Raw genomic sequence first — 12,524 nt, forward strand, 5'->3', positions numbered from 1 at the left:
GCGTCTTCGACCCACGGGGTCTTACCCGCTTCGCTCAACCGACATAACCGCCGGTATCTTTTTCGTCTTCTCGAATAGTAGTTTGGTACGTACCAACTACTGGAGTACAGTAGCCGAGATATCATGACGCTGACGTTCACGACGCTCGACGACAGGCCCGGGGTCGAGATTATCGACCAAATCGAGCGCCAGCGCTACCGGCTCTATACCGATTCTCCCATCTCGCCGACGCCGGTCGACGCCGACACTTTCCACTTCCCGGTCGGGTCGGCCATCGCTATTCGGACGAGCGAGATCGTCCTCCCGACTGTCGTCCCGGTCTACGTCCGCGACGCCGAAGGCGACATGATCGCGGAGGTCAAGCAGTTCGAATCCGAAGCGGTTCCCGAGGGCTCCTACAGCATCGACCTCTGTACCCGCATCAAGACGTACCTCCGCGCCGATGCCGGGTTCGAGGTCAGCGTCGACATGGAGCAGACTCGCATCGACTTCGACGCACCGACCGAGGTGCACGTCGGTGCGCGCTCGCGTCACGAACGCCCCGCCGCAACGGTAACGACCACCGAGGACCCGCTCGACATGATGGCCGCCGTCGAGACGTTCGGCTCCGCGTTGAAGACGACCGACCCCGAGCGCTCCTATCCGACGCTCCGCGGTCACCCACCGGCGCTGCAACTGGGCGACAGCCTCGACATCCCGTCGGGTGTCGAATGCCCAGACACCGGTGTTCACCTCGAACTTCCGCCGGACCTCCCCTCGATATTCGTCGCCGCGCCGCTGGCGTACTACCTCGGAGCCTCGGTTCGGCCCGGACCGTCCCCGCGGTTGACGACGGACGACGGCTTCGAGTACGCACTGACCGGACCCGAGGGCTACGAGCGCGAAGTCGAGCGAGTGCTCAAGCAACTGTTCTTCCTCGACTGTCTCACCCGGACGGAGGGCTACTACGAGATCGACCTCCACGAACGCCGCGCGGTCGAACCGTACGTCGACCTCGACTTCGAGACGCTGTATCACCGGCCGCTGGCCGAACAGGTCGCGGAATATCTGACCGTGCCCTACGACGTCGTCGAGGAACACATCCCGGAGTGGCGCTTGACCGCCCACGTCGACCCGGTGGCTCGCAACGCCGAGCAGCTGCCGTTCGTCGTCGACGACCTCGCTATCGTCCGCACACACCAGCCCCACCAGAAGACGCAGACGAGCGTGACCGCGAGCGTCGAACAGGAGTTTACTCGCTCGTCGGACTTCACGCGGGCCGCGAGCGCCGAACCAAGCACCGTCCAGACCGACTACGTCGAACCGCAGTCCGAGTCCACCCTCGAACAGGCGTGGATCGGCGACGGTGTCCCCATCGGCGCGAGCAAACTCACTCCCGAGGCGTTCCAGAACCGACTGGACCGGGAGGCTGCCGACGGCGACATCTCCATCACCGTCGTCCAGAACGACGCCAGGATGGCCGCGGAGCGCCAAATAGCCGACGAGGTGTACGGCAACCGCGATGACCTCCCCTTCGACATCACCGTCCGCGAGAACCTGACGACGGACGAACTGGCCGACACGCTCACCGAACAGAACGATTTCTTCCACTACATCGGTCACATCGACGCCGACGGCTTCACCTGCGAGGACGGCGCGCTCGACGTGCGAACCCTCGATAGCGTCGGCGTCGACACCTTCCTCCTGAACGCCTGTAACTCCTATCAGCAGGGACTGGGCCTCATCGAAGGCGGCGCTATCGGCGGGATCGTCACTCTCAACGAGGTGCTCAACGACGGCGCGGTCAAAATCGGCGAGACCGTCGCCCGCCTGCTCAACTGCGGGTTCCCGCTCCGCGCGGCGCTCACCATCGCTCGCGACGAGAGCATCCTCGGCGGGCAGTACATCGTCGTCGGTGACGGCGGGATTACGGTGACGCAACCCGGGAGTGGGACTCCTGACCTCTTAGAAATTGAGAAAATGAGTGACCATTTTGATGTCGAAATGACTGCTTACGCCACCGACGAAAGAGGGCTTGGAAGCATCTTGACTCCCTTCCTAAAAGAACACAATTCATATTATTTGAGCTCAGGACATATCGACACTTTCTCTCTTTCTAAAGAAGAACTCGGAAAGTTCCTGCAACTCGAAGAAGGACCTGTAAGAATCTCTGGAGATGTTTACTGGAGTAGCACATTAGATCTTGACAGCGTATTCTAGAAGGTATTGTCGATCTAATCGAACTCTCAATATGAAACCGTCGCTTCGACGACTCTACCGGTGATTATTCGGCAAACTACGGACCACTAATTACAGCATTTCTCCCTGCCGCATTCCCAGCCTGCGTGAGCAGGAGGAGGATCGTAAACAGTGCACCAGCCATGCGTGGGTGTTCCGAGAGGAACTCCCGCATCGAGGTATCCGTCATGATACACTTGTATTATCAGAGGATTGGATATTAAAGATATTTGAAGTGTTCTTACATATATGAAGATAGATTAACCAAAAATAATTACACGTTTTGCGGGTTGGTTCTGCATAACCGGCTCGGTAGGCAAGTCTGGTCGATGCGAACGATGCCGTTCCCTCACGATATCGTCCCCACCGCAGTCTCTGCTAGCGATATTCCGTTTGTCCCCCACCTTTGTATTCGTTAGTTGGTGACTACCGACACTATCAGTATCGTTTTGTGGCACGCCATCGTATAGACGTGCAGAGTTCAGTACAGATGGCCAGCTACGAACACACGAAGCGACCCTCCCTGCGGTCGGCGAGTTGGACCCCGCGAGGGAGCGGGTCAAATCGCCATCGTGAAATATTTCGGTCACGTTTGGACAGTAACGATGCCGCCCTGATTTCGGCAACAGGTGGGGAGAAATGACGACGGACGGTAGTGCTGCGTTTCCGACAGAAACCGTCGAACTGTCGCGGAGTTCGATTCGGGGAAGCCCGCGTGCGTCGAACCGGAACGTCCCACTTCTCCGCACGCAGTCGTCCGGGTCGACGGAGGATGCCTACACCGAGGTGCCGGTTCCGCTGGCGAAGATGCAGGACACGCAGGGGATTCGCGTCCTCCACGTCGACGACGACCCACAGATCGGCGAGTTGCTCCAGACGTTCCTCGAACGCATCAACGACGACTTCACCGTCGTCACCGAGACGAGCGCGGTCGCGGCGATGGACCACCTACGCGAGAGCCGCATCGACTGCATCGTCAGCGACTACCAGATGCCCAACATGGACGGGCTGGAGTTCCTCGAAATCGTCCGCGAGCAATACACCGACGTGCCGTTTATCCTCTTTACCGGGCAGGGTAGCGAGGAAATCGCCAGCGACGCCATCGCTGCCGGCGTCACCGACTACATGCAAAAGGAGACCGGCACCGACCAGTACGAGGTACTGGCGAACCGCGTCGAGAACGCCGTTTCCCAGTCCCGAACTGAAGAGCAGTTCTGGAATGCCCTGTCGTGGTACCAGCGCTTAGTCGAACAGGAGATCGCTGGCGTCTGTATCGTCCAGGACCGCGAGTTCGCCTACGTGAACCAGAAGCTCGCGGAGATGTTCGGCTACACGCAGTGCGAACTCATGGGTGAGTCCCCGGCACGTATCACCGCAACGGACGACCAGAACTGGTTCTTCGGACAGCTCGAATCCGGCGGCGAGGGCGACCTAGAGTCGTTCGATTCGACGTTCACCGGCGTCCGCGCCGACGGCGAGCGTCTCACCGTCGAAGTATCGGGCGGCGACATCGAGTACGACGGTGCGCCAGCGTGGATCGGCGTCCTCCGCGCGGTCGATGGCTGTCCTGCTGTCGACGAGTAGCCGTCGCGCGACGATCGTTTTTCCGCTCGCGGGGTCGCGTAAACACAATCCATTTGCACGACCCTCTCTAAGTGAAGGCAATGTCGGAGTGCGACGCCTGTGGCAAGGAAGAGAACATGCCCTACCAGTGTGGGCACTGCGGCGGTACCTACTGTGGCGAGCATCGCTTACCGGAGGCCCACGACTGTCCCGGGTTGAACAACTGGAACGACCCGAGCGGCGTGTTCGATAGCGGGTTCGACGACAGCGTGACGAGCAGTAGCGGGAACCAGAGCGGCGGGGTGGCCAGCCGCGTCGGCCTGAATACGGGTCCCGGCGGCGTGCTCGGCTATTTCCGCGGGAACGTCACCTATCTGTTCCTAGCTGTCATGGCCATCGTCTTCGCGCTCGAACACGTCGTCCTCCTCGGGACGGGAAGCCGGCAGCTGTTCCAGACGCTGTTCGTTCTCAGTCCCGACCACCCGGAGTACGTCTGGACGTGGGTGACCTCTGTCTTCTCTCACCAGCCCTTTTCGTTCTATCACATCCTCGGCAACGGCATCATCATCTACTTCTTCGGCCGCCTCGTCGAGCAACAGCTCGGCTCGAAGAAGTACGCGATCTTCTTCCTCGCCTCGGGGATGCTCGCCGGGCTCGGCCAGATCGGCCTCCAGATGGTCCAGAGTGGGGGCGGCTACGGCGTCCTCGGAGCCAGCGGAGCTGCACTCGCCATCCTCGGTTTCCTGACGGTGCTGAAGCCCGACCTGCGCGTGTACCTCTACTTCCTGATTCCGGTTCCCATCTGGGCGATCACCGGTTTCTACCTCCTGCTTAGCGTCCTCGGGACGCTCTCGCCCGGCGCGGCGGGGCTACTCGGCGGGAACATCGCCCACACCGCTCACCTCATCGGTCTCGGCATCGGCCTGTGGTACGGGAAGAAGGTCAAGGACCGCGCGCGGATACCCGGGCAACTCCAGTTCGGCCGTGGCGGTGGCGGCGGTCCGGGCGGACCAGGTGGCCCCGGCGGCCGCGGTCCCTTCTGACATGGAGGTGGTCAACCCGGCGTTCGTCCCGGACCCGTCGCTCTCGACCGCGGAGATGGAAGACCTCCAGCGCGAGATTGCGGCGACGGCGGTGTTCGAGGACGACCACGATTTCGACCCGGACGCCGTCGCCCTCGACGGCCCAGCAGAGCAGACGACGCTCGGCGAACTCGGTGCAGAGGGCGGCGGAGCAGCGGATTCAGCAGACCGACCGCTCGTCGCGGGCGTCGATCAGGCGTTCGTCGGCGACCGGGCCATCTCGGCTATCGTCGTCCTGCGGGGCCGCGAGGTGGTCGAACGGGTCTATGCCGTCGAACCCGCCGAGATTCCGTACGTGCCGGGGCTGCTCTCGTTCCGCGAAGGCGGAGCCATCCTCTCGGCATTCGGGAAACTGGACAGCGATCCGGACGTGGTCTTCGTCGACGGGAGCGGGCGCATCCACTATCGGGAGGCCGGACTGGCGACGCACATCGGCGTGACGTTGGACGTGCCCACCGTCGGCGTCGCCAAGAACTTGCTCTGTGGGTCCCCGAGAGAGTCCGTAGACCGCAAACTGCCGACCGGCACGCGCGTTCCTATCGAGGCCGACGAGGAGGTCGAAACCGCCGCGGCGGGTACCCTCATCGGTTACGCCGTCCAGACACGGCAGTACGAGTCCTCGAAGCAGCATATCAACCCCCTCATCGTCAGTCCCGGCCACCGCGTGAGCGCGGAGACGGCCGCGGACCTCGTGTTGGCGACCGCCGGCGGCTACAAACTCCCGGAACCGACGCGGCTGGCCGACAAATACGCCGACGACGTGAAAGCAGAGGTGTAGGTTCGCGGCGAGTCGCGACCGGGTGGGCTTAATTGTCCGGCGCGTGTCCGACCGTTCATGGGCAAGACGGTGCTGATCACTGGCGCGGCCTCGGGTATCGGTCGAGCGGCCGCCGAGGCCTTTCTGGACGACGACTGGACCGTGTGGGCCACCGCGCGCGAGGAAGCGGACGTGGCGGCCCTCGCAGACGACGGCTGTGAGACGGCCGAACTCGACGTGACGAACGCCCGTGAGTGTACACGGGTCGTCGAGGATGTAGTCGCCGATGCGGGGCGGATCGACTGTCTGGTCAACGCCGCGAGGTCGGCCCACTTCGGTGCCGTCGAGGACGTCTCGACGGCCGACTTCGAGAAAGGACTGGACGTGAACCTGTTAGGACCCCATCGAATGGTCCGCGCGGTCCTCCCACACATGCGCGCTCGGGAGAACGGGACCATCGTCAACGTCTCCAGCGTCGCCGGCCGACTCGCTATGCCGGGCCAGGGCGGATTCGCCGCCTCGAAGTTCGGACTCGAAGGGCTGAGCGACGCGCTCCGTGTCGAAGCGGCCGAGTTCGACGTGGACGTAGTGCTGGTCGAACCCGGTCCCGTTCGGCGAAGGACCAACTCGGCGGTTGGAGACAAGGAGACCGAGCGAGACGACGACCCGGAGCACACCGGCGCGTACGACTGGCTCTATCGAGCACAGGAGGACTCCCGACTGGCCGGCGTACAGGACGCTCTCTCTGTCACTCCGGGGGCCGTCGCGCTCACGATTCGGGACGCGGCAAACGCGAGCGACCCCGAGCCGCGCTATCCGGTCGGCGAGAGCGCGAAGTACCTCCTGCTGGCTCGCCACCTCCCGACTCGGCTTCGCGACGCGGGCCTCTCGTTGGTGCGGCGGCTGATCGAGTAACTCATACGGATTGCTGTAGTCCCTTACCGGTATCGTCGGCCCCGGTGTGACGATTACCGGTAAACAGCTACAACAATCCGTATCAGTCCAGACAGGCGGCGACGACGGCTAACAGTCGCTCACCGTGGACCTCCTCCGCGAACAGCGGGACGCGGCGAACCTCGTGCCCGCGGAACAGGTCCTGTGACCGGGCCAGCGCGTCCTGCTGGACCTGCCAGCGACGGGCGCAGAACTCGCAGTCGTCGTGGTTCGGCCCGGCGATCCCCACGTCGCGGCCGAGCACCTCGCTCGGGTCCTGCATCACGCGATTGACGACGACGGTGCCGACCGGGATTCCGAACTCGTTTAGCTGTCCGAGCAGGCGCTCGGACTCGACCACGGAGAGCTCCTCTGGGATCATCACGATTCGGAAGTCGGTCTTCGTCGGGTCGCGTAAGATGCCGCGCAGGTGCTCGATACGGTCGCTCAGTTCCCGCAGGTCCTCGATTCCCTCCTCCGGATCGACCTCGTCGTCGTTCCCGCCGAACATCCCGGTGAGGTTCCCCATCATCCCCGAGAAGCGCTCGCGGAGCTGGAGAATCTTCCCGACCATCGAGTCCATCGTCTCGGGGAGTTCCAGCAGGCGGAGCGTGTGGCCGGTCGGCGCGGTGTCGATGACGACGCGGTCGAATCGAGGGTCGTCGACGTAATCCAGGAGGAGCCGCATCGCCGCGGCCTCGTCTGCCCCGGGCATCGACCCGCCGAGTAACCCATCGTCGCCGCCGATAGGGTCGTCGCCCGCGCTGTTCGGGCCAGGGCCACCGCTGCCGCCGCCGAGTGGGCTGTTCTCACCACCGAGCATCCCACCGAGACCACCGAGTGCGTCTTCTTCCATCCCGAGGGGGCCCTCGCCCATCGCGGCTTCGGGGTCGATCTCGGCGGCGTACAGCGGGATATCGTCACGGATGCGCGTCGGTTCGGCCGGAATCTCCGTCTCCAGCGTGTCCGACAGCGAGTGGGCCGGGTCCGTCGAGACGACGAGCGTCGCCGTCCCGTCGCGCGCGGAGGCGAGCGCTGTCGCCGCGGCACACGTCGTCTTGCCGACGCCGCCTTTCCCGCCGTAGAGGACGTAGTCGGGCGCATCTACACCTGTCGGTGCGTCTATCTCCTCGACCGGCTCGACGTCGATGTCGTTCATATCCGAGGCTACGCCTCTGGCCTTGAGTACTTCCCGAAAACGGCGACGGGGACTGTCGGCTGAACCGCGTCAGCGACAGCGTTACTGCCGAGAGGAACGCGCTTCGCGCACGTCGGCTCCGTCACGTAACTTATCCTCGCAGTTCGGGCAAACCCGAGGCCCGGCTGCCTCGTAAGATTCCGGTGTAAAGACCCGCACGTACTGCTCAGTTACGAACTCACCGCAGTTCTGACACTCGGGCATCTCATGAATTTCTCTGACGATACTGTATAGGCTTTTTGTTACCGACTAAACCTTCCGGTTAATAACTCGTCTCAAGCGAACTATTTGCCGTCAGTCGCGTTTTCCCCAAAATGCGTCCAGTTGTCCGGCGAGGAAATCGGGGGTCATCCGGGTGAACTCTTCGCGTTCCCCAACCGGGAGGAACGGATAGACGGAGTGGCGCGCGTCGGGCGCGTACCGTCGGCCAACGAATGCGCGAACGCCAACTTCCTCGCTCCCGCGGATGACACGACCGATGGCCTGTCGGGCGCGCCGAACCGCGGGCACCGTCAGCGCGTACTCGAAGGCGTTCTCCTCGCCGAAGGCGTCGCCGTAAGCCCGCTGTACCGCGCGGATTCGCGGCGATCCGATGTTGACGAGCGGGACGCCGACGACGGCACAGGTCGAGAGTTTCTCGCCGTCGTAGTCGACGCCCTCGGTGAGCGTTCCTCGCGTCGAGGTGACGAGGACTTTGCCCCCGCCGCGGAAGAACGACTGCTTGCGTCGCTCGGTCGCCTCGTTGCTGGAGGCCTCGTCGACGACGACGGGTTTCTCGACGGCTTCTTCGAGGTAGGCCCCGGCCCAGCGCGCCTCCCGATAGTTCGGCATCGCTATCATGACGTTCCCTGGAGAGCGGGCGAGCGCCCGCAGCGCCTGCGCGTACTCGTCGCGCGTGGGGTTCCAGTTCTCGCCGAGGGGCTTCATGTCCTCGGGGTCGCCGCGGTTGCGAGCCGTGAAGGGGCGACAGTCCACGAGATACGACGCCCGGTTTGCCGGTGGGAACGGCAGGTCGTAGGTCGCGGAGCGAACCGAGCGAGTCAGGTCGTCTCCGTCGTCGCCGTCGTCGGTTTCGGCGAGCGCGTCGAGGCCCGAGACGCGCGTGAACACGTCGAGCGGTTCGAGCGTCGCGCTCATCAGCACGCCGCCGCCCAGCTCGTCGAAGACGTCCCGCAGTGCCGTCGCGGGCATACAGTTGTAACAGAGCAGTCCCGGCGTGTAGACGGACTCGTAGTCGGCGTCCGCACTCCGATTTTCGGCGGGCGAGTGTTCGAGTTCTATCTCACGTAGGAACGTCGAGTGGTCGCGCTCCCACCACTGGCCCGCGATGACGCCAACGGCGGCACAGACCGGTTGTCGGGTCAGGCCCAGCTGGTCGATGGCGTCCTCGACGGCCGCGCCGACCTTTGCCAGCGAGCGCCACAGTTGGCCGTCGTATCCCTTCTCTTCGGCCCACTTCGTCAGTTCGTCCTGTTCGACTGTGTCGGGGTCTCGAAGCGGAATCTCGCAGTCGCGTTCGGGGAGGATAGCGGGGTTCGCGCGCCAGCCTTCGTGTTCGGCGTCGAGATGGGTCTCCACGCAGTCGTCCAGCCAGCGCGTCAGATCGTCGTAGAACTTCCGCGCGTGGTCGACCGCTTCGAGTGGGACTTCGCGGGCCGACAGCACCTCACGGACCTGCTTCTTGTGGTCGACGCTCTGTTGTGCACGCTGGACCAGCAGGTTGCAGTCGTTGCGCGCCTGCACGATGGTCTGCTTACCGAGTCTGTCAGAGAGAAGGTCTCGGACGCGTTCTTCGAGGCGGTGGGCCTCGTCCACGACGACGAACGTCCCCTCGTCGAGAATCGAGGACAGCAGGGGTCGAGAGCCGGGATCGAACAGGTGGTTGTAGTTCCCGACGACTACGTCAGCACGCTCTAACATGACGCTCATCACCCGGTGCGGGCAAGTTCCCCGCTCGACGGCCGCCGGGAGGTAGTTCTCCAGCGTCACGACGTTGTTCGGTCCCGCCGAGAAATCCACCGGCGACCCCTTGTTCCGGGCGTACCAGTCGGCCTCGAACGGACAGTACAGCGGCGGGTCGTCGCTCTCGCTCATCGACTCCGGCGCGGTCGGTTGCTCGGGCCGGTACGGCGACGCCGCGCCCGCCGTGTGCAGCGTCTCTTCGCCGATGGTGGTCTGAGCCGTGGCGTCGGGACGCGCGGCGGCCGCGAGGTCCTGGCCTTTCCGCGGGTCCCACCACTGGTCCTCGTCGTCGACCTCGTTTTGGATGACGGTGTCGGCGACCGCACCGCCGCTCGACCGGCCGTCGTCCTCGACCAGCCGCGCCGTCGATTCCCGCAAGTCCTCACAGCGGTCGTGAGTGCCCACGTCGTTGGGGAACTTCCCTTCCCGACCGTACGGACAGAGGTCTCGCTTGCCGACGAGTGAGATGCCGTCGAGCGGGTCGTCCATCCCCGCGTTGAGCGTCCGCAGGTCGTCGACGAACTGCTGCAGTTGCTGTTTGACCGGCGTGACGACGACCATCCGCTCGTAGAGGTCGGTGTCCCGAACGAGGTGGGTCCCGGCGGTCAACGCCGCCATCGTCTTCCCGGTCCCGCAGGGCCCTTCCATCGCCAGAAAGCCGCGTGACTTCCCGGCCTCGACGGCGCGCTCGATGGCGTCGGCCTGGTTCGCGTACGGCTCGTCGAAGCCGAAGTACTCCCGCCAGACTTCCTCACGAGTCGAGGCCGTATCCCGCATCGAACCGAGGTTGGGCGTCCCCGTATTTGAACCGCCGGGTTCTAGCAACAGCATCGGGTGATAGTTTAGTGGTCAGTTCGAGCGTTCCGTGGAAAGTTCGCCCTGTGTAGCACAAGAAATCACCTTTCATTCCCGGAAGACGCGGCGCGTCTTCCGACCGTCGCGGAATCTCCGATTCCGCTCAGCTCTCCCCGGTCGGTCGTTTCACTCGCCGAAGCGGGTGGGTGGTTATAAAGCTCGACCCACGTCTGTCATCAGAAATAGCGTCCAGCCGTCTTTCGATTAGTCGTCGCTTTCGGCGGCTTGTCGGTCGCTCGCGGCCTCCGTCTCGTCAAGCAGTTCCTCGCGGTGTTCGTCCAACAGCGGCGCGCGGCCGCGGGGTCGCGGCATCGTCTCGGTCATCTTGATGGGGCTCCCGGCTACGGTCATCTCATCATCGGCACCGGGTTGGGAGACGTCGGCGAGCATCTCGCGGGCGTGGACGTGCGGGTCTTCGAACACCTCGCTGGCGTCCTGCACGGGCGCGGCCGGGACGCGGCCGTCGAGCAGTTCGAGAATAGCGTCAGTCTCCTGCGTTCGGGTCCAGTCGGCGATTTCCTCGCGCAGTCGCTCGCGGTCGGCCCGGCGCGCGTCGGCGTCGGCGTAGTCGGCCGCGAGGTCAGGGCGGTCCATCGCGTCACAGAGCGCGCGCCAGTGGCGGTCGTTGAACGCCGCGACGACGACGTGGCCGTCGGCGGCACGGAACGCGTCGTAGGGGAACAGCGTCGGGTGGGAGTTGCCCTGTCTGGTCGGCGGGTCGCCGTCGCAGGAGTGTTGATAGACTGTGCGCTCACACAGCGAGACCATCGCATCGTACATCGCGGTATCGACGTACTGGCCCTCGCCGGTGCGTTCGCGGTGGTGGACCGCGGCGAGGATACCGACGGCGTTGAGCGCGGCGGTGAAGATGTCGCCGACGCCGGGGCCGACCTTCGTCGGCGGGCCGTCTTCCTGTCCGGTTATCTCCATCACGCCGCCGAGCGCCTGCGCGATGAGGTCGAAAGAAGGCTGGCCCTGTCGGTGGGTCTCGCCCGTGCGCGGGTCGCCGAAGCCGCGGATAGAGGAGTAGATTAGCTGCGGGTTGCGCTCCCGAAGCGTCTCGTAGCCGCAGTCGAACTTCTCCATCGTCCCGGCTTTGAAGTTCTCGACGACCACGTCGGCCCGCTCCACCAGCGAGAGGAACGCCTCGCGGTCCTCGTCGGTCCGTAGGTCCAGTTCGAGGGAGCGCTTGCCGCGGTTGACGCTCTGGAAGTAGCCGCCGTAGGCTTCCTCGTCGGCGTCCGCCACGAACGGCGGGTTCGACCGGATCATGTCGCCGCCCGGCCGCTCGATCTTTACCACGTCCGCGCCCATGTCCGCGAGCAGCATCGTACAGTACGGTCCGGACAGGACCTGTGTGAGGTCTAACACTCGCAGGTCGGCAAGCGCACCCATGCGAGAAGGGATGTGAGGCGCAGTGATAAATCATGGTGATAAATCATTATAAATTGTATAAGGGCATATTATCATGAAAGACCATTAACTTTATACACATCCCACGAGTCGTCACTGGTACATGCCCCGGACCGTCATCCTCGGCGTGATTGGCTCCGACGCACACGTCGTCGGTATCACAATCCTCGAGCAGGCGCTCTCGGCCGCTGGCTTCGAGGTCGAAAACCTCGGCGTCCAGACCTCACAGGCCGAGTTCGTCGAAAGCGCGAAAGCTCACGACGCCGAGGCTGTACTTGTCTCGTCGCTGTACGGGCACGCCCGGCAGGACTGTGAGGGGTTCCACGAACGGCTCGAAGCGGCCGGTCTCGACGTGTGGACCTACGTCGGCGGGAACCTCGCCGTCGGACAGGACGACTTCGAGACCACGCGCGAGACCTTCCGCGAGATGGGTTTCGACCGGGTCTTCGACGCCGAAACGGACCCGGAGGAGGCCATCGCGGCGCTCCGACAGGACCTCCAGCTCACGACGACGGAGGCCGAACGGGTCAGAGTCGACGGGTAA

11 protein-coding genes are annotated in these 12,524 nt (G+C 64.0%); 6 read left to right on the top strand and 5 right to left on the bottom strand.

Annotation, left to right across the window (positions count from 1 at the left end; translation table 11 throughout):
• Nucleotides 1-123: 123 nt before the first annotated feature.
• A complete protein-coding gene (locus E4S61_RS02780; protein ID WP_135302377.1) occupies nucleotides 124-2,199 on the top strand; it encodes a hypothetical protein in 2,076 nt (691 codons plus the stop codon).
• 76 nt (nucleotides 2,200-2,275) lie between these two features.
• Here E4S61_RS02780 and E4S61_RS26960 read toward each other — a convergent pair whose 3' ends face one another.
• Nucleotides 2,276-2,407: a DUF7503 family protein gene (locus E4S61_RS26960; protein ID WP_449405158.1), complete on the bottom strand. Its 132-nt coding sequence runs from the start codon at nucleotides 2,405-2,407 to the stop codon at nucleotides 2,276-2,278.
• 449 nt (nucleotides 2,408-2,856) lie between these two features.
• Here E4S61_RS26960 and E4S61_RS02785 point away from each other — a divergent pair, with 449 nt between their 5' ends.
• The 4 genes from E4S61_RS02785 (at nucleotide 2,857) to E4S61_RS02800 (ending at nucleotide 6,534) form a co-directional block, all read left to right on the top strand.
• Entirely contained in the window at nucleotides 2,857-3,801 is a 945-nt protein-coding gene (locus tag E4S61_RS02785; RefSeq protein ID WP_135302378.1) for a response regulator, read from the top strand.
• A gap of 80 nt (nucleotides 3,802-3,881) precedes the next feature.
• Nucleotides 3,882-4,823, top strand: coding sequence for a rhomboid family intramembrane serine protease (locus E4S61_RS02790; RefSeq protein ID WP_135302379.1), 942 nt, complete (start codon nucleotides 3,882-3,884; stop codon nucleotides 4,821-4,823).
• Nucleotide 4,824: 1 nt separating this feature from the next.
• A complete protein-coding gene (locus E4S61_RS02795) occupies nucleotides 4,825-5,640 on the top strand; it encodes an endonuclease V (RefSeq protein WP_135303265.1) in 816 nt (271 codons plus the stop codon).
• Nucleotides 5,641-5,697: 57 nt separating this feature from the next.
• Complete coding sequence (locus E4S61_RS02800) at nucleotides 5,698-6,534, top strand: SDR family oxidoreductase (RefSeq protein WP_135302380.1); 837 nt, start codon at nucleotides 5,698-5,700, stop codon at nucleotides 6,532-6,534.
• A gap of 82 nt (nucleotides 6,535-6,616) precedes the next feature.
• Here the strand turns inward: E4S61_RS02800 and E4S61_RS02805 are convergent, their stop codons facing one another.
• The 4 genes from E4S61_RS02805 to mct all read right to left on the bottom strand — a co-directional run bounded on the left by E4S61_RS02805 (nucleotide 6,617) and on the right by mct (nucleotide 11,962).
• Entirely contained in the window at nucleotides 6,617-7,711 is a 1,095-nt protein-coding gene (locus E4S61_RS02805) for an ArsA family ATPase (protein WP_135302381.1), read from the bottom strand.
• Between the two features lie 81 nt (nucleotides 7,712-7,792).
• Nucleotides 7,793-7,954, bottom strand: a complete 162-nt coding sequence (locus E4S61_RS26965) for a DUF7563 family protein (RefSeq protein WP_422111213.1) — start codon at nucleotides 7,952-7,954, stop codon at nucleotides 7,793-7,795.
• Nucleotides 7,955-8,044: 90 nt separating this feature from the next.
• Complete coding sequence (locus E4S61_RS02810; protein WP_135303266.1) at nucleotides 8,045-10,489, bottom strand: ATP-dependent DNA helicase; 2,445 nt, start codon at nucleotides 10,487-10,489, stop codon at nucleotides 8,045-8,047.
• Between the two features lie 282 nt (nucleotides 10,490-10,771).
• Entirely contained in the window at nucleotides 10,772-11,962 is a 1,191-nt protein-coding gene (mct, locus tag E4S61_RS02815) for a succinyl-CoA:mesaconate CoA-transferase (RefSeq protein ID WP_135302382.1), read from the bottom strand.
• A gap of 121 nt (nucleotides 11,963-12,083) precedes the next feature.
• On the opposite strand from mct, the gene glmS reads away from it, so the two are divergent.
• Nucleotides 12,084-12,524 carry a methylaspartate mutase subunit S gene (glmS, locus tag E4S61_RS02820; protein ID WP_135302383.1) on the top strand — a complete coding sequence of 147 codons (441 nt, stop codon included), beginning with the start codon at nucleotides 12,084-12,086 and terminating at the stop codon, nucleotides 12,522-12,524.

It is taken from the genome of Haloarcula amylovorans, assembly GCF_004681185.1.
Classification (GTDB): Archaea; Halobacteriota; Halobacteria; order Halobacteriales; family Haloarculaceae; genus Haloarcula; species Haloarcula amylovorans.